Genomic DNA, 20,812 nt, shown 5'->3' on the forward strand with positions numbered 1-20,812 from the left:
GTTTTATCTCACAACCTCATATTACTCGGGCTTGAAATCGTCCTTGCCAACTCCGCAAAGCGGACAAACGAAATCTGCCGGGAGATCATCCCACTTTGTTCCGGGTGCTATGCCGTTATCCGGATCGCCTGCTGCCTCATCATAAACATAACCACATGTGCCACATACATATTTCATAGAAAAGCTCCTTTCCTAATAAAAAATGCAAAATTACGTTAACATATATATTATATCATGGGCAGGTGTGGGAGATTATAATCATTTTATAAACTATTATGCTGATTAGGCAATATATCGAGAAAAATACAATCCTAAGGCAGCGCATGGAAAACTCTTAAGAATATTTTATCCATATGAATCCTTCTTAAGAGGACAAATACATATACCGCGTATCGCACACCACTTCTTTCACCCTCAGGCTTAGATAGGCTTATGAGCGGATTTTTATTGATTTCAGGTATATGCGCTTTGAGCCATCCGAATATCCTATCTTCATAAGAAAATAGATCACTAACATCTGTACCTTTAGCTGCATACAATATATGAAAAATACCGGTTTTCAGCATAAAATACTCAAATTCAATATCCTTCATCCATTTATCTGCCGTATCCATCTCAGAGAGAGCATTAAACAGGTCAATCACATTAGCCTCTCTACTCACACTTCTATGAACAGTATTGGAAACGGAGCTGTCATTTATCACCCACTGATATCCAATATAGTTCGTATATGCTACTTTGTCTGTATGTGAATAGCACAGCACATTGAAATAAATATCCTCACCCAGCGGCACCGGCAAAAATCTGATATTTTTTCGCATTATAAAATTCCTGCGGTATATTTTCCCCCAGGGAGTTATATTCATAAAGCGGCACCACTCATTATTTACAAGCTCAACATGCTCCTTAACATCTCCCGATGAATTAACATGCTCATATCCCGAGATCACAATATCCGCTGCTGACTTTTCTGCCTCACTAAGCAGTCTTTCGACATAATCCGGCTTTATTATATCGTCCTGATCCATAAACATCAGATAGTCACCGGAAGCCTCTTCTATACCACGATTGCGAGCACCACCCTGACCGGTGTTTGTCTGAGCTATAAGCTTAAATTCAGGGACAAGTGCCTCCTGTCCGTTTTCAGATATAACCCTATCTATAAACTCTCGAATAACCTTTCCCGAATCATCTGTGGAACCATCATTTACAAAAACCACTTCAACTTCTGAAAAGCTCTGTGCACAAATTCGTTTAAAAATATTCTCTATGTAGTTTTCTCCGTTATATATTGGAATAATTATGGATACTTTTTTCATTTTTCCAAACATTTTCTCAATTAGAACATTTCCCCATTAAAAACATAATACGAAGAGCTATCTCGCCACCAATTGATGGTCTTAATCTGTGAGGGAATAATAGTCTCTTTAAGTATCTTGGAATTGTCATTCTTCCTCCTGATAAGAGATACCAGTTCCTTCGTAACCCGACGGGCATCCTACGATTGATTATACCTTTATCCTTTGACTCTATATCAGGTTGGTACTCATTATTAGTTTCCAGTGCCTTTTCCAGTTTTAAAAATGTCCGTATTCTTGTACACTTCTGGCCAAATTCCGGCCCCATAATCTCCCTTCTGATCCAGTTGGAAATAAGAGTAGGAATTCCATTACCGTATTCAGTAACGGTAGCTTCATGTCTTCTGTACTTAGTAAGAGTTCTATCATCATATAAGATTCTTCCATGAAAATGAGCGGTCCAGATACATAGCTCATCATGATACATGCTTTTGCCAATTAAATCCATATTGTTTAGCATATCCCTCATGGAATTATTGATAACCATACAGAACCCCGAAGCATAGGTATAAAACAAAATGCTCATATCGGAAAGAACATCTATCGACCCAAGACTATGATGGCTCATAACTTTTAATGCTCCATCACAGTTATCGTAATCATGTATGTAAAGTACCGGAATAGGCGAATAAACGTCACCTCGTTCTGTTTCATTGGCATTTTTATTTGTCCCAGACAAACCAGAATCTGCATCATTCGCCGCTTTCGACAGCATTTTAACCGCACACTCTATCTTCTCCGGTGCCCACGCATCATCCTGATCACTAAATGCGTAGTAATCTGCAACAGGGCATCTTAAAAGCATGTCCCAAAAGCAATCCGGGTAGCCCAAGTGCTGCGGTGTATCCATCTTTATCACTTTATTCGGATATTTATTTACATATTCATCTAATATGTGCATCGTCCCATCTGTAGATCCATCATCCCTAACAAAAAGTCTAAGCTCCTCATAAGTCTGAGCCAGGATGGAATCTATCTGCTCACGGAGATAATTCTCTCCATTATATGTGCACATAAGTACATTTACTGACACTTTTTCACCTTAATTTTTTATCATTTATTTAACCGTATAAACCTTTAAATAGCTCTTTTTACAACGGAAATTTTACCTTTTCTATTTTACAATTGTGCTTTTTTGTCTTCGAATCATAGTTTATACCGCACAGAATAACTTCCCCTTTGATATTTTCAAATATCTTAGGATAATTTCTCTCATGAATCTGATTAATAGCGCCTTCAACGCTGCCGTTCATTTTCAGTTCAATAAGAAGCACCGGCAACAACTCGCCAGAACTCGGAATATATACTACATCTGCGTATCCACGTCCAGAAGGAAGCTCTTCAACTTTTATATAGTTATTAGCACAACTGATATACGCAAATTTCACAACAGAACGTAGTGCCTGCTCATCATTATAGAACAAAGGCGATATTCCAAATGTGCCTGCAGAATGAGCCTCTTCAATTGCCTTAGCCACAGCCTCCTCATTTCCATCAATTGTGTCCATAATAAGCTGATCGGAATTTTTGATAATTTTGGTCGTAGCTTCGTGACTTCCTGTACGAACAGTACTTACAAACTCACGTCTAATCTCTTCATTTGGAATCCTTGCCTTGCCTGTCTTTGCATCATAAGCCAGATATCCCAAATGAATAAGGAGCGATAAAACGTCATCTCTATTCTGAACAGATGTCATATCATTTTGGAATGTAGCCGTATCCACAGGCATCTCGTTTCCACCAATCATCTGAATAATATCAGCCTGTAATCCATCTATATCCAAATTGATGTACTCAAGCAAAGCCTCATATGTCTCTGTCTTGGACCAATATGAATCATAAACACCGGTTCTTACTGCCTGACACACAGAATTCGGATTATATACATCCCCGACCTTCACAAATGAATAGCCATCATACCATTTCTTAAGCTTCGCTTTGTTTAGCGTATAGTTAGATGCAAGATAATCAATATCGCCCTTCGTGAATCCTACATATTCAGCAAATATTGATGGTTGAATCATGGTATATTCTCTAAAATCAGAAATTGCTGACTGATGACCATATTTCTTGATTGGTAAAATTCCGGTCATAAAAGCACCTGCAATAGCTCTGTCAGTAACATTTCCATTCTTGAATATCTCTCTAAGGAAATCTATATACTCTTCCTGGAGATCAGTCTTTTCTTTATATTCTCTGAAAAGAGCATCCCATTCATCTATTACAAAAAAGAATTTATCATCAGATTCCTCAGCTGCATTAACTAGCAATTCTCCTATAGACCCGCCTTGTATATGAGGATAATCCGCCTTCAATTCACCTATTATGGATGATTTTATCTTTTTAACAATATCATCTATATCTCCCACACTTGATATAAACCCTGTAATATCAAGATAAATCACCTGGAATTTGTTTAAATATGTTCTATATGTTGAAGAATTTGCAATGAGCTTATCATCAAAAAGGCCTGATGAGTCGCAGGTTTTCCCGTAATATGCGCACAGCATCTTCGCTGTATAGGATTTCCCAAAACGGCGCGGTCTGCTTATACAGGTAAGTTTATCTGTGGTATTGATTGTCTTATTTATATGCTCAATAATACCGGTCTTATCAACATATATTCCATTCAATATAGATTTATAGTTTTCATTTCCCGGATTAAGAAATAAACCCATATTTAAATATTCCCTTCAATACTCAAATATTTATATGCTCCACCATCCTGGCGTAATGGCGCGATGGCAATATATAAATATTTTAATCTCTTATTTTTGTTTAAAAACTCATCCACTACTTTTTTCACCTAACTATCTTCTCGAAGTCTGCTTTAGTATGCTTACATATAGTGGCAGATAAAAAGAGTGTGAGAACCAATGTCTATGGTGTTCTCCACATTTACCAGTAGACTGCATTCCAGTGTAATTATTTTGGTAACAGCTACCAATGACACCCCTATAAGCAAAGAACCCTATTTGTATTTATGTAAACCCAAAACAATACCCAACTGTTCTTCTCCATCATACTCACAATAGCTTAATCATACTCGTAAACACTACTATAATAAAAAGGTATTACCATCTGATTTTAATTATGCTATTACATATAAAATAATCTAGCTATTATTTCCCTGCATGAAACATATTCAAGAACCTTTCAAATTCCACACGTTCTCTTTTATGCATAGCAGAGAGAATTATTCCGGAAAATATCATTAAAATGCCTACTATCCATATTCCTATAACCATGATAAGTGTAGGAATCTTCAACACTACACCCGTTGCATGAAATGCCGACAATATTGGTACAAAGAATATGCATCCTATAATGATTAGTATCGCTCCAATCACACCAAAAAAATGCATCGGTCTGGTATCTCTAAAAAGTTGCAAAATAGTCCCAAGTACCTTGAATCCATCAGAAAATGTATTAAGTTTCGAGTCACTACCTTCTGGTCTATCCTTATACTCAATTGGAACCTCAACTAATTTCATATTATTCTCAAGAGCAAAAATAGTCATCTCAGTCTCTATTTCAAATCCCTTAGACATTACAGCAAATGACTTAACAAAATCTCTACTAAATGCTCTAGCACCAGTCATGATATCATTCACATTTGACTTATATAAAAGATTAATCATCTTTCTAACAAGAATATTCCCAAAATTGTGGAATGGTCTCTTATTCTCTTCAAAGTATGTTGAAGATAATCTGTCTCCAATGGCCATATCAGCCTGTCCATTAAGAACAAACTTCTCCAATACAGGTCCGAAGTTTGCTGGGTAGGTATTATCACCATCAACCATGATATAGCAATCGGCATCAATTTCACGGAACATTGATCGCACAACATTGCCTTTTCCCTGCCTCGGTTCATGCTTCACTATAGCTCCGGCTGCTAACGCAATCTCAACTGTACCATCTGTTGAATTATTATCGTAAACATATATATCAGCATGTGGCATATATTGCTTGAAATCATCTACTACATTTTTTATTGTTAAAGCCTCGTTATAACAAGGAATCAGTATCACTGTGTTCATTTATTTATAATTTCTCCATACTCAAATTATTGCTGCAAATCCTATAGAACCATTCGCTACCCGCACTTATCATAATCATTTCAGATAAATTGGTATGAAAAGAATTAGTCCACTTGTCTTCTGTTAGCAATTAAACCCAAAATACACAATATTCCAAAGACAAATAGCCCCAATTCTCTATACTCAATCCAAGGATGAATAACACTATGGTTTCTTATAGCAAAATACCAAAAAAAAGGGTATGTAGACACAATCAAAACCGCTACTACCTTAGTAAAATCAATTTTGTTTTTATTTTTAAAAAACAGATATATAGCTACTGAAACCATAACCAAACAAAAAACCTTCAAGGGTAATACATTCAATATCGCAAAGTTTTTGGCTACCGTATGGAAAAAAGTTGAATTCATCTCAGCCGTCTCCCCATATGGATTACCGCTGCTTCTATATACCAGATTATATACACCGTCATTTACTACATTTGTGCTTAAAAGTAAATCTGACAAATACCACTTCCCTGCCCACATGCCTGCATATCCAAATACCCATGTTGTCGAAAACCTTATAATATCCAGAAAATAATCTCTAAGTGTACATTTATTTAAAAGAATATATACCAAAAGAGGGACTCCAACAGACACTGCAGGATATGTCAAGAAATCCAAATATGCTACCAGCACGCCAATAAACAAAAATAAATAGTAATAGCTGCTTCGTCCATCTTTCATTTTATCGTTAAATAACAGCAGAAGTATTGATGAAACCGATGCTATATAAAAAATCACATCATTCTGCATTGATAAAAAGATTGTCACAGGATTCAGCACCAAAACAAATCCACAAAATGCAAAAGAAAACATTATGCCCAGTTTATCACGCAACAATATGGCTAAAACAATGCAGAGCACAAATTGTAAAGTCATATTAATCAGCTTTATAGTTGAAAGACTAACGAAATATAATAGCGGTTTTAAATAAGTAAGATACCCATGCCAATATCTTGAATAATATATTTTTCCTGGATTGTCTTCGCCACTTACATATTTAATCAAAGAGGACATTACCGTATCATCTTCATATCTGTAGTACACACTATTCATAGCACGAGCGAAAGGACTTCCTCCTTCATCACTTATTGCTTCCATTATCTTAATCGATTCTGTCTGCATATCTGTTTGGGTATAATTGGGATAGTTTTTGCACCATGCTTCTATTGGATTAGTATTGTATTCCTGCAAACTATTTGCAACATTCTCCTTCATCTTATCTACTGGAATCATATATACAGCTGTTAACAACAAACCTCCTGCAATTATGGACATAAATACCATGAATATCATCTTTAATATTATAAAAAAACCCTTTTTCATGCATATCCTTTCATCGTTGCTATTTTTCTGTACTTAAAACAACATCCAATAATAATTCATTATAACAAGGTTTACCTATAGTTTCTCTTCCAAGCATCTTAAGCGAAAAATCAGACTCAATAGATGTCAAATTTTGTATATAATAACAATCAACCTAAAAACGTCCTTCTACTTTTTGTCGTGTGTATATCAAAATAACCCTCATCTATCCAGCCATCCGATAATATTATACGATTGGTAACCATCCAAAAAACTGATCATCTAAGTGAGTCTCTTAAAATCATTTCCGAGCCTGTCATCATAGACATTTATTAGGTCTACTATAAACTTGATAAAGAGAAAAAGACCTGGACATTTCTATGGGTAAGATTCCTCCGAACGACAACCACGAAGAACCGACCATAAGACCATTTACCATCGCAAAAAACTTTGTGCTGGTAAAATCCGATAGTGATACCAATGCAAGTACCATAATTTTCAACATACCAAAACCACTAAGGCTAATAACCTCAGCATTTATGAGTATTTCGAGATGCTTCTATCTAAGATTCCAAAAGCATCAAAAAGATATAAATCGTAAGTATTTAGTTAATCGTCTGCCTTGATCAAAATATCCAGAAGAATTATCTAGACAAATAAAAAATCTTGAACTTTCAATGCACATAAAAATGTATTCAAATTTCTTCAGAAATGCAAAGTTTTTGATATTAAGGATTCTTGGTTGTAGGATTACCTAAATCAGCTTCATCACTGATTGGTATACTCTTATGTCAGTTCACATCCTATTTAGCGCGATTCACCCTGCCCAAAATATATAATCATTTGCTGCATATTTTTATTTGAAAGAACTTAAACGCCGATACACTTCAATTCCTCTATATAGCAAACATCATCTGCTTAATTTATTACAAATTATTGATTAAATAGGTACTCAAAAATATACCATTAAATCTTTTTCTCTATGTAAGTAAATATTTTCCACGAAAACACTTGTCGTAGGATTATATTGATTGCCATTCCTAATATACACAACACCACACACAAAATAAACAAAACAACAACTTCCTTTAGGTTATTTGTATCATTCCAGCCTAATAGAAACTTATGCAACACCGGTAAATGAATCAAAATCACAGGATAACTAATATGACTCATCATTTCAATAAAATCATTTACTTTCCTCAATTTAATCCTATAACCAATATTTGAAAATAAAACCAACAAAATCCAACCTAACAATAATTGTTTAGTAGAACCACTCACAAAGCCAATGGGATAAACAATTAATACAATACTCGCTATAAATGATAAAAAGAATACTACATTATCGAATAAATGTGAAATAAAAGTCGCTAAAAACATTCCTACCATAAAACTTAGTATACAAACAACTGGATGAATATCAAATGGAACACCTCCACTGTAATTAACGCGTACAAGTTCGTATAAACAACCAGCAGAAATCAATGAGAATACTTTATTTTTCTTCATCACCGTATTTAATATGGGATAAATAATATATATCAATATTATCGCTCCTACAAACCATACACCTGTAATAAAGTATGTTCCTCGAAAAAACTCTACATATCCATCTTCTCCAATAAATGATAACAATAAAATCCAATTAGGAATATCTAGATAAAAAAACCGTCCTGTAGATGCCACATTATTAAAATATGCGTATAAAAAAACCAATGCATATGGAATTATAATACTTTTCCATCTGTTATAGTAATAGTTGATGATATTTAGGTTTTCTCTTGAGTATTTATTAAAAAGACATAACCCTGATAATGCAAAAAAACTAGCATTATATGTCCCTCCCCAAACACCGTTAGCGTGAATATTAAAATAATATAAATTCGCTGATGTATAACAAGAAAAATGGTATGCAACAATACCAAATGTCATAATAACTCGTGCAAAGTCTAGTCCTAATATTCTTTTCATTCTACACTATAACTGATTCCCATTATAGATAATGGACTCTTCCTTTCTTTAATATATTTCACAGATTATACATCATTAAGTCATTTTCTATTGTGTCATTCCCAAAGTTATCCCTGTAAGTAGTTCGTTATAACATGGCTCTCCTATAGTTTCCTGTCCTAGTCTTTTTAAACTAAAATCCGATTCTAAAAGAGTCAAATTAGGATTATAATATGGATCCCCATTTACCAAAATGCCTTCCCATCGTTTACCAAATGTTACTATTTCTGAGTGAAATCTGGCCTGTTTTTCAGGAGCTTCATCCGTTCCTCTTGATTTTGACTCATAATGATGGAATACTGCGTATGGTGAATAAGCAACTCTATAACCATTCGTCCTAGCTTTTAAACAAAAATCAACATCATTAAAGGCTACAGCCAGTTCCTCTGAAAAACCTCCAATCGCATCGTATAATTTTCTAGAACATATCAATACTGCAGCTGTTACAGCAGAATAGTTCCTCTCAAACATAGCATAATTAAAGTAAGATTTGTCAGATTCTTCTCCCATAAATATATTCCCAGCAATTCCGCCTATCCCTACTACTATTCCTGCATGTTGTATAGAACCATCTCCATATAATAATCTTGCACCAACTATTCCAACACCTTTCTGCTGTACTAATGCCACCATCTCACATAGAGAATCCTTACCACTCATTTCCGTATCATTATTTAAAAATAAAAGCAAATCACCTGAAGCACTTCTTACCCCCATATTATTAATTGCTGAATAATTAAACTCTCCTTTATAATAAATAACTTTTACAACCGGTATCTCCTTTTGAATATTGTCATAATATTCCCATGTTGCATCATCTGAAGAATTATTCTCAACAATTATAAACTCTACATTCTTATAATTTCCGTTCCATATGGATCGAATAGCCTTATCTAAATCATTTGTATGATCCTTGTTAGGAATTATTATCGAAACTAGCGGTGTGGAATTCTTATATTTTATTCTATATACACCATTACTTACACCATCTACTATTTCCCTATACTGTATTCCTTTTCTTTTACAGTGATCTGCCAATGCCTTTTTTCCAGCAACTATTGTATAAGGCTTAACATCTTCCTCTCCGCTTGATGTAGACAATTCATATACTCTCCAATGATAAAGAACCTTCGCAATATGTCTAATACTCAACGAAGTATATGTTCCGCTTTTCAATAATCTCTCATATTGATCTTTATATGAAATTATAAAATCGTTTTCAAGTTCTTCTGCCTTTTCACAGCACCGAAGTGTCAAATCATAATCCTGCGCTCCATCAAAATCAGGTCTTTCATATATTTTCTTATCATTATGTATTTCTGCAACAGTCTCAAGTAACTCCCTTTTTATTACTAACAAGTGACAAAAATAATTAACAGAATTAAGCATTTCCGGATTATAATCCGGCTTAAAATGTGGTTCTGATAGTTCTTCTGAATTTTTATCTATTTTATCCTCATCCGAATAAATAATTTGTGCCATAGGATATTCATTGATAGTCTTAGCACATTCATATAATGCATCCTGGGTCAGCTCATCATCATGATCCGCAAATACAATAAAATCTCCGCTCGAATTTCTTATAGCTTCATTTGTATTTTCTGATATTCCCATGTTCTTTTCTAACACAGTATACATGAATCTATCATCACGGTTTGCATACTCATCAAGAATAAATCTAGGTTCATATTCTTTTACGGTAGATTCCTTGTACTCACTAGCATCAACAATACACACTTCAAAATTACTATACGTTTGATTTTTTATGGATTCCAAAAGTTTTCGCAAATATAAAGCCTTAGTCCTATAAACTGGAACTACGATCGAAAATTTCGGTTGGATTACAAAAGCTTTGTTCTTTTGTTGCTTAAGTTGTTCCTCTGTAACCATTGTGTCACGATACCAATAATTATATTCTATGCTACTACCATTGATACTATATTGTTCAATTTCATTTAATCTGTCATTTATAGCATCAATATATTCGTCATATTCAGATATATTGTCTAATAATGTTTTTAATTGCTCATTACTAATAAATCTCTCCTTATTCCTCAGATTGGTAATAGTTAGTAGATTCATTAACAATTCTTGAAAATATAAATTATTCTTATTCCTTAAATTCTTAACTAATTCAAATCCATTATTAAATTCAGATACAAGCAATTCTTTTACATATGGTAGAGGGTAATATATAATACCATTATCTTCATTATACGAGTACTGCTCCATATATTTTTTTTCATTTACACAATTTATGTTACCAATATAGAAAACTCGCATATCTGCATATTCCGATATTGTCTGACAGGATCCTATTTTCTCATTTACATCACCAGATACAAATTTCAAAAAATTACAATCACGTTGCATAGCCACAATATCATTAAATTCTTTTTCAGAAAAACCTATATCATTTCTTAGGTATATCCCTTTCTCGTTAGTATTAGCGTAAGAGATAATTTTTTTTATAGCCTTGGGTATAAAAAAATAACTTTTTTCATAAATGTTTTCACCTGAATATAAAACAAGCAATGATAAATCTATCAAGATACAATCTACTTTTTTAATTAAATCGTATACTTCATCCTCAGAAGAAGAAATGCAATTCTTAAAATTCCCACTATAATAATCAAGATTTACGACCTGATCCCCATAGCTTCCTACTGATATTCTTAAATCATTTTTATATAATTCACGAACAAGAATCTCTCCTGACTTATAGTCATATTCAGAATCTAATAAAGGTAAAGTCCTTGATAATAAATCTCCCCTTATCCAATAAAAAGCAGAATATGGATAACTTAAACTGCTATTAATTCCTTTAAACATACGCTCAGCTGCACTTGAAATATACATTTGCGCAGTTCCAGACTTTAAAAAACCCAATATTTTACGAATATAATCTTTATTAAATGCCAAATCTGTTACCATGCTACGAAATGAAGCACTTTCATCGGTCATATCCATCACAAGTAAATAAGTAATTTCTTTAAAATCATTACGAAATACTTCCATTTTCTTATATATTTCGGTCCTCTCAGATTTAACTATATTTACTTTTACCTGAACTAAATAGTCGATTTCAGATAATAAGTCCATTACCTTTTTCTTATCTATATTCTCTGAGCACGAAATATATGCATTAAAACAAAACGGAATCCTTTTGCATATTTCCACTAATGTTTCCAATAAATCTTGATCTTTAATATATATGAACAAACCTATAGACTCGTTTTCTCCAATCACCCCCATTGGAATAATAGAATCCAATTTTATGCTATGTCCAGGATAAGAAACTGCTTGATCATAATCAATTATATTTATCGCGCGATCTAACCGCCTACACATTTCTAAACTATTATTCTCTGTTTCTGTTCTTGATGATAAAAATGACTGTTTTTTAATTGAATTAATTTCATGAGTCCAATATGAAGCATATTCACAAAGTTCTGAGTAACGCCAGCCTTCTTCATTTGCTTCATACTGTACATTTGCTAGTTGCTCTCTTAGTCCAGTATATTCTTTTTTTAATTCCTCTATTTTACTTTTTATATTCATTTGTCTTTTCTCTATCATTTTACGAATATTGCCCCAATATCTCTGAGTGGTTTAGTTAATTTCCATGAAAGTGATTCTTTAATAAGTGCATTTGCAACTTTTAATCCTGTATTTTCACGTTTTAATACCGACATTTGTTTTTCCATTTTTCTTACAATTTCTGTATTTCTCAGCTCAATCTCATCTTTCTTCTTTTGAACACTTTCTTTTAGTTCTTTTTGCTGTTCTTCCAATTCATCTATTTTTTTCATGCATCTTACAAGTTCGCTTTTTATATCATCAATATTTTCAGGTATAAGGTATTCTTTATTTTCCATAGCCACCTCTTTTTTATTATCCATTACCCTCTGATTATTTATAATTACTAATTTCTTTTTATCTATCTTGGCCACACTCTCTTTAGATAACATATAGGGTTCTAAGTCATTATTATAAGCCAAAGCATCCTGAAAGCCCTTTAAGTCCTTCATTCTACCAAGATAATACCAACTAATCTCATCTGATATTATCCCCTCTATATACAATAAATTATGTAACAATGATGCGCACCGTCTATAATCTAAATTAGAGTAAATGCTTTCAGAATATTGTTTTATAATTACTAGTTGATCATGTTGTAAAAACTCTTCCGAAAATAAACAAGAATCCATCTCACTATCTGAATAATTATAAGGACAACGAATAATAAATTTTTTCATTCTAGAACAGCTGAAATAGCTATCATCGTCAATAGATTCTTCGCATAAAACATATAAATCAAATATATATGGGAACTCACTTACTATTTTTTCAATTAATTGCAATTCGCTTGTATTATTTATTTTAGCAAAAATAGCAACTGTGCTTCCCTCGTTTGTTGGTGCAGGAAATAATTCATCTAAATAAAAAACTGAATTACTAATCTCTTGAGGCAAACCATTATGAGTAATTGTTACTCCAATTAACTTCTCACACACAACGGACAATTCATCATAAACATGAGATTTTGTCATTCTTTTATAAACCGTTTTATTCTTTTTACTACTTATTCTTTCAGCATGATTCCTTGATGCATTTTCGAGTAATATATTACTTATCCTATTGTTATATAAATCATACTGCGAATTTGCCAATTCTTTTTTCAAATCCTCGATTTGATATATCAATCTTCTATATTCTAGCAATTCATCAAAATCAGCATTATTATTTACTTCATTCATTAGGTAGTTCTCCTCAACTCTGTTTAGCTTTCTTACTACTTAAACAGGGGAGACACCTAAAGCATCTCCCCTATATAAAACTGACTTTTAGTAAACCGCTCTTAAAGTCATCTCATCTATTCATGTTCCTATAAGCTTCAACAACTTCTTTTGTCTCACCTATCATTACCATTTTCCCTTTTTCTATCCAAAGCACTCTATCACACAAATCTTCTATAGTATCAAAGCTATGAGAAACAATCAAAACTGTAGTACCATCAGCCATCAGTTCTTTAATTCTATTTTCACATTTTTGCTGAAACAGGAAATCACCTACAGATAATATCTCATCAGCTAATAATATGTCCGGTTTAACACTGGTTGCTACAGCAAATGCTATTCTTGAAACCATTCCAGAAGAATAATTCTTTAGAGGCATATTTAAAAAATCGCCTATCTCTGAGAATTCTACTATACTTTCATATTTCTCATTCATGAAATCTTCATCATATCCCATTATAGCTCCATTCAAAAAAATATTTTCTTTTCCTGTAAGCTGTATGTCAAAACCTGCACCAAGTTCTATAAGGGGTGCTATAGATCCATTCGTAATAACACTTCCTGTTGTTGGTTTCAGAACTCCTGCTATCATTTTTAACATAGTAGATTTTCCACTGCCATTTGTTCCAACTATCCCAAAAACCTCACCCTCTTTTACTTTAAACGAAATGTCATCAACAGCTATAAAATCATTGTAAAACAGTTTCCGAGAAGTCAATTTAGTCAAATAATCCCTTAGACTATCAACCTTTTCTGTAGCCATATTAAAATGCATCGATAAATGATCTGCAACTATTGAATAATTATTATTCATCTGCGCCATGTCAGCCTACTCCTATCAACATCATATATAAAGTATAAACCTATCCTGTCTTCTATAGAAATAACTCATCCCTATAAACAAAAAGCCAAAACCATACAATAAACACATCGCCATTTGTTGAATTGATGGAGCTGTGTTATATAGCATAATATGCCTTATGCAGTCAACATACTGAAATAAAGGGTTCCACCACATAATCTTTTGAATTAATGGTGATAATGCTGTGACAGGATAAAAAATTGGTGTCAAAAAATTTAATAATGGCAATAGTATTCCATACAAGTATTGCGTATCTCTCATAAAGACATCCATTGCTGCCAATAGTAATCCTATTCCAAGCGTGAACGCAAATAAAGTAACAAAGTATAAAGGCAAGTAAATCCAATATATATTAGGATATACTCCAAAAAACAGCATAACCATCATAACTGGGATAAATGATATCAAAAAATTTATGAACGAAAAAATGGTTTTACTTATTGGAAAAATATATTTAGGCATATATATTTTTTTAATAAGTTGCCCTGATGTAACCATTGTTCCCAATGCCACAGTTGTCGCCTCATTAAAAAAATTATATACTACTTGTCCTAAAATGAGATAAACAGGAAAGTTATCTATATTAGATCTAAATACAAAAGAAAAAATACTAGAGAGTATTATCATCTGCATCAACGGATTAAGAATAACCCATACAATCCCCAAATAACTTCTCCTATATTTAACTGCAAAATCCCTAGTGATAAGTTGTTTCAGCAAAAACTTATAATCAAAAAAAATATGTATACATTCTGTAACAGCAGTTTTTTTGTTCTGTTTCTCAGCATTACTGTTATATATACAAAAGAAGATAAATATGGCTAATACAACAAAAAAAACTGTAAAAAACCATGAATAGTAAGATCCTATTGTATAATTTATTGAAATTAGTTCTGTTCTTCCAACAACAAAATAAATTATGGCGCCCACCATCATTAGAATAATTCCAATAATTAATATCCTATTCCATATCTTATCTTTGTTCATAAAAATACTCCACTCTTACGTTCTATACCGATATATATTATTATTAAGTTCCTTTTTTCACAATAGTAAAAATTTCCCAACTTCGTTGCAAAGTTAGGAAATCTATACATAAATACTACAAATCATTTAATAAATCACTAATGAACGGAAACATTTCCTTTCCATTTATATAGGACTCGTTACTTTTATCAAGTTTTCCGTATTCAGTATAATTTTGTGTAATGGTATGCAATTGTTCCGCCATAGAATCCAAATCTCCAAGATTCCCGGAAATAATATTTTCGCTAAAATAATTCATATTTTTATTAGCGTATTCATTTGTTAGAACCTTCACACCAAATACAGCCATTTCGAGCGGCGGATAACTAGGGTGAGGAGAAACCATTAGTGATAATCCTGCATATGACTCCTTAAGTGTCGTGGCATATTCACTAATTGTCATCTTGCCAACAGAAATTATCTTATTGCCACCAATCTCAATATCATCATGTTTTTCACCTGCTGATAAGATTTTCCATTCATCTGCATCTTCTTGAAGTAATGCCCACCTTTTCAATATAGCAACATTTAGTTCAAATGCATTCCTCTCAGTAGTAGGTCTTCCATAAACCAGGATTATCTTTTTTTTCTTTACTTCATCTGCAAGGCTATTAAGTTCTTTTTTTAATCCTTCATTAAGAATAGGATCAAATACATAACTTTTATAAAAATGATATCTATCTATCATATAGTTTTTCAATTCATTCGAATTAAAAATAGCTATTGTATCAAATTCAGACATATACGTTGACTCCGCCAACATATAACGAGATGACCACTTATAGAATCCTGGTTCATAATCCTGAATTAAATAAATCATCTTGTTTGGTAGAAAACCATCTTGTTTAACAAATTTCCTATATGCAGCTGCAAAAATATAAAATGAATACCATATTGTAAATATAAAATAATCATTTTCAGATATTGAAATAGACTTAGATTGTCTATCTACATAGTCCACAATATCAGCATCTGATACTCTGTCTGCATCACAATTAAGGATTTTATATTCCTCACTATACTTTTCAATTGCTTCTTTATCCGGACTTGCATCCAAAAGAATGATACGTCTATCAAAATCATATCTCTTGCATACTTCATTAAAAAAACTTAAAGCTGTAGCAATTCCGCCAAATACATGTTCAGCATTTATTGACGGAATAACTAAATTTAATCTCTTTTTTTCTACTACTTCTTTCCTAAAGCTGGCCTGTCTGATCTCTGGTATTTCATAATTTGTAACATTCACTGTTGCATTAGATTCTAATGAAGTATTCCCTAACCATTTTGGTATTTTCGAATTATTATCTAACTGTTTATTGTAGTATGGGTCACCATCTTCCCTATACTTTGCATAAGCAATATATGACTTTTCAAAATCTATCTGAGGAATATCATTCGCACTACGGGTTTTAGATTCGTAATGGTAAAGCTTTATATATGGAGAATATATATTTCTGTAACCATTTTCAATAGCTCTAATGCATAACTCTATATCACTTCCACAGACTATAAATTCCTCATCAAAGCCACCTAGCTTATCAAATTTATCCTTAGAAATAGCCATGCATGCACCTGTTACAGCAGTAACATTTCTAGTAACCATTGGAGAAATATAAGGTGTTCCAATATGAATTGGTTCTGCATTAGCGTAAACATGGTCAGCCCATCCTCCCATACCTACTACAACGCCAGCATGTTGTATCTTTCCGTCCGGAAATAAAAGTAATGCCCCAACCACGCCTACTTCATCTCTTATGGCATTTTCAACTAACCGTTCAAGCCAATCCTCAGAAATAATTTCTGTATCATTGTTCAAGAAAACATACACATCTCCATTAGCATATTTTGTGCCATAGTTGTTCAATTTTGACCAGTTAAACTCAAAAGATGCATCAACCACAGATATTATTGGGTCTTTTTCTAGTTGCGTAAAATAATCTAATGTATCACTATCTGTAGTATTATTATTTAGAATTATTATTTCATAATTTTTATATGTAGTCTTCTCCTTAATACTAATAATTATCGTTTCCAAATCCGATTTATGATCTTTCGTAGGAATAATAATTGATGCCTTCTTATTATGGTTAGGATAACGCACATCATAGCAAAACAAATTATCGCTTTCATATACAATAGCTTCTTTTTCGTTGCTATTATCAAAATAATCTTGTATACATCTTAACCCTGCTGTCTGTGAATAAGGCTTTGAATTTGGATTCACTGCAGTAGATGATTCCAGCGCTCTCCAATGATACAGTACATGTGAAATATGCTTAATATTTCTAGTAGCACGAGATAAGCGAAGCATTAGGTCATAGTCCTGACTCCCATCATATATCTTTCTTTCTCCCCCAATCTCCACATATAAAGATTTTTTGACAACTAATAAGTGCCCAATGTACATTTGACTGGTAAGTAAATCTGGTGACCAGTCAGGTTTACATAATACATTAGAGCAATTCCCTGATTCATCTATTATATCCTGATCACTATAAATAACATCTCCACCATTTTGTGAAATATACTCGTCTAATATTCTAAATGTATCCTCAGCTAATTCATCATCATTATCCATTAAGCAGATATATTCTCCGCTAGCAGCATTTACCCCTTTATTAGTTGTTTCACTAATTCCCTCATTTTTCTCATTAAAAAGAACCTTAATCTGCTTATGATTTATTTTTTTCAAAAAACCGATCAATTTAGCATCTGTTGAACAATCATCTACAAGTATCAATTCAACCTTCGAATAATTCTGTTCTAAAACTGAATTCATTGCTATTTTGAGCCACTTAATATTCACATTATAAACTGGCATAACAACAGAAAAAGATATATTTCCATCTATTTTCTGATTATTTTTTGTCTTTTTTTCTGTAATACTTTTTATAGCAGGTCCTATTTCTCTAATAGGACCACTTAATTTCCATATGAGTGATGACTTTATTGCATCATTCTCATTCTTTATACTATCAATTACACGATCCTTATCTTTTATTATTTCTTTTAATCGCTCATTTTCCCTTTGTAAACTATTGTCATTCATAAAAAACTTCCTACTTCCTAAAAATTCTACCTTGATACATTTGTAAGCCAGCTATAATATGAGTCTTACTACAGTTATTCAACTCTCACTCATAGTTCATAGAAAACTTATCGATTACTTTCCTAGCCCAATTATCTCTTTTGACTTTAAAAGATCAGTAGGCCCATCATCTCCACCATAAACATCAACATTTATGTTTCCACCAAATCGAGTATGCTTAGAGACATCAACTGTCACAGACCATTTCCCATCTTCCAATCTTTGCGCAATATACCATACGATATCATCTTGTCCATTTTCAGAACCCCATACTGGCATCCAAACATTCTTATAATCGGATTCTCTATCCATATCATACATTATAGTCAGTGAATTGGTTTCCTTATCATATTTCACACTTAAAGGAGATTCATACTTGATTTTATCAATTGTGATCTTTTTCTCTGCATACCATCTTTCCAAGCCATCTGGTAGTACAAAATATATCTCACACAAGTAGTCACCCTCATTATAATCAAAATTCTCCAATGATATCCTAGTGATGTATGTATTGTTTTCCAAATCCATGTTCTTATTCTGAGATATATCAGACTTATTACCTGTCATCTTACATTCTATTGCCTTAAAATCTCCATTAAAATCTTCATTCTTATCTATTTTTACAACAACTTCTCCAGTATCATCATCATAGAATAATGAAATATCTCTAGTATCATTAGTTTCCCCAATATACTGATCAAAAAAAGACGTCTTCATAGATAACATTTCATTTAGTTTATCTACTCCATATTTTTCTGTCAGTGTCTCCTCACTTGAGAATAAATTAGTTCCCAGCCCTAATCGATTTCCTTCTATATCGACTCCTAATGACGCTAATACTGTCGGAAAATAATCCATCGTACTATATTTTCTAATTTTTTTATCATCTGTATTTATTGCTGAATTAATCCAAGTAGTAAAAACACGACGATCATATGATTTGTCTAAGTCATCGCAATAGTCTGAGTCCATTGTACAATGATCTCCAGATATAACTATTGTTGTATCAGCATAAAAATCCTGCTCTTGAATCCACCGTACAAAACTAGTTACTTGTCTACTTGCGCAGTCAAATGCATTAGAATACTGGGTCCCAAATTTTTCGTCACATAATTCACATATATAACCATCTTCCGCATGAGTATCTACGGTCAGCATAGTGAAATTAAATGGCTCATTTTTATTTGCCAATTCTATCAGATGTTTTTTTGCATTATCATATAGTATAAAATCATCATAGCCCCACCACTCTCGACTATAATCTTTACTTATTTCTCCATTCTCTATAGAATAATTGTAATCTCTAATTTGATAATTCCCGTGACAATTGAAATATTTATCCCTCTCTGCAAACGAGGCATCTGTGCCTATACAAAAAACATTTGTATATCCATTATTATCTAAAATATCTCCAAGAACTGTTAGTTTAGGGAAGAAACCTTCTGCTATTGTTAAAATATTATTACTAATAAGTAATGGTAATCCTGATGTTTGTGCAAATATCCCCCCCATAGTATAGGTAGCCCCAGTAAGAGCATATCCGCCATTAATTTTTTCACTATTATCGGAGAACGTTTCATTTTCCAATCCCAATTCAACTAAATCGGCAATGATATTATCTTCTTTCCCACCACCATGATCAACATCAGTAAACGATGTTTCCATCGATTCAACAAAAATATATATTAAATTTCGTTTTTTATCAGGCCATTTCAAGCTTACCAATTCAGGGTTAACGTAATTATCTTCAATGAATCTAGATATATGCATTTGATTCTTTATATAATCAATCCCATTAACTTTGTAAATAAAATATCCAATAGATGAAATAATTACTACAGTCGATAAGGAAACTGATGCCATTTTAATCCACTTTATAAATGGTTTCTTCTCAAATATATCAAGCAATACCTTCGCCATTAAAGTAACTCCAATAGCTACAGGAATACAAAAAATCACCCCATCTCTTAACATCGCTGGGTTAGTTCCTTCTTTTGATGCAATCATTGTAAAAACGACCTCATCCATAGTTAAACCACCCCAATTATTAAAAATCCATGTCACTAATCTAGACAAAACTGCAGCCACAAAAACTAATACAAGCACACGATTAGTTCGCACATTTTTATTCACTTTTAAAATACCTCATTTTTCTTTTCCAATCGAATATAAATCCATTTCACTTTCTCCCACAATCAATTCATTTTGTCTCAATACATAGATTTTCTCCCAAAAGTCTTCCTAGCATATTAAACAGCAAACAACCTTCCT

13 protein-coding genes are annotated in these 20,812 nt (G+C 32.7%); all 13 read right to left on the bottom strand.

Annotation, left to right across the window (positions count from 1 at the left end; genetic code table 11):
* Positions 1-21: 21 nt before the first annotated feature.
* The 13 genes from rd to ACHCNF_RS09545 all read right to left on the bottom strand — a co-directional run bounded on the left by rd (position 22) and on the right by ACHCNF_RS09545 (position 20,674).
* Positions 22-177, bottom strand: a complete 156-nt coding sequence (gene rd, locus ACHCNF_RS09485; protein WP_408069561.1) for a rubredoxin — start codon at positions 175-177, stop codon at positions 22-24.
* Positions 178-311: 134 nt separating this feature from the next.
* On the bottom strand, positions 312-1,319 hold the full coding sequence (locus ACHCNF_RS09490) for a glycosyltransferase family 2 protein (RefSeq protein WP_408069562.1): 1,008 nt from the start codon (positions 1,317-1,319) through the stop codon (positions 312-314).
* Between the two features lie 16 nt (positions 1,320-1,335).
* On the bottom strand, positions 1,336-2,391 hold the full coding sequence (locus ACHCNF_RS09495) for a glycosyltransferase (protein ID WP_408069563.1): 1,056 nt from the start codon (positions 2,389-2,391) through the stop codon (positions 1,336-1,338).
* A 58-nt stretch (positions 2,392-2,449) separates the two neighbouring features.
* The gene (locus ACHCNF_RS09500) at positions 2,450-4,036 is read right to left on the bottom strand and encodes an AAA family ATPase (RefSeq protein WP_408069564.1); all 1,587 of its coding nucleotides are present in this window, start codon (positions 4,034-4,036) and stop codon (positions 2,450-2,452) included.
* 444 nt (positions 4,037-4,480) lie between these two features.
* Positions 4,481-5,401, bottom strand: coding sequence for a glycosyltransferase family 2 protein (locus ACHCNF_RS09505; protein ID WP_408069565.1), 921 nt, complete (start codon positions 5,399-5,401; stop codon positions 4,481-4,483).
* A 104-nt stretch (positions 5,402-5,505) separates the two neighbouring features.
* Positions 5,506-6,771 (bottom strand): hypothetical protein, encoded by a 1,266-nt coding sequence (locus tag ACHCNF_RS09510; RefSeq protein WP_408069566.1) that lies wholly within the window; start codon positions 6,769-6,771, stop codon positions 5,506-5,508.
* 945 nt (positions 6,772-7,716) lie between these two features.
* A complete protein-coding gene (locus ACHCNF_RS09515; protein WP_408069567.1) occupies positions 7,717-8,724 on the bottom strand; it encodes an acyltransferase family protein in 1,008 nt (335 codons plus the stop codon).
* A gap of 87 nt (positions 8,725-8,811) precedes the next feature.
* Complete coding sequence (locus ACHCNF_RS09520) at positions 8,812-12,342, bottom strand: glycosyltransferase family 2 protein (protein ID WP_408069568.1); 3,531 nt, start codon at positions 12,340-12,342, stop codon at positions 8,812-8,814.
* The gene (locus ACHCNF_RS09525) at positions 12,339-13,523 is read right to left on the bottom strand and encodes a coiled-coil domain-containing protein (protein ID WP_408069569.1); all 1,185 of its coding nucleotides are present in this window, start codon (positions 13,521-13,523) and stop codon (positions 12,339-12,341) included. The genes ACHCNF_RS09520 and ACHCNF_RS09525 overlap by 4 nt, the downstream gene beginning before the upstream one ends.
* A gap of 112 nt (positions 13,524-13,635) precedes the next feature.
* Complete coding sequence (locus ACHCNF_RS09530; protein ID WP_408069570.1) at positions 13,636-14,385, bottom strand: ABC transporter ATP-binding protein; 750 nt, start codon at positions 14,383-14,385, stop codon at positions 13,636-13,638.
* Between the two features lie 21 nt (positions 14,386-14,406).
* Complete coding sequence (locus tag ACHCNF_RS09535) at positions 14,407-15,411, bottom strand: ABC transporter permease (RefSeq protein ID WP_408069571.1); 1,005 nt, start codon at positions 15,409-15,411, stop codon at positions 14,407-14,409.
* Positions 15,412-15,526: 115 nt separating this feature from the next.
* A complete protein-coding gene (locus ACHCNF_RS09540; protein WP_408069572.1) occupies positions 15,527-18,502 on the bottom strand; it encodes a glycosyltransferase family 2 protein in 2,976 nt (991 codons plus the stop codon).
* 114 nt (positions 18,503-18,616) lie between these two features.
* Positions 18,617-20,674, bottom strand: a complete 2,058-nt coding sequence (locus ACHCNF_RS09545) for a GBS Bsp-like repeat-containing protein (RefSeq protein ID WP_408069573.1) — start codon at positions 20,672-20,674, stop codon at positions 18,617-18,619.
* Positions 20,675-20,812: the final 138 nt, after the last annotated feature.

Source organism: Butyrivibrio sp. NATIVEDY162 (assembly GCF_045999815.1).
Classification (GTDB): Bacteria; Bacillota; Clostridia; order Lachnospirales; family Lachnospiraceae; genus Butyrivibrio.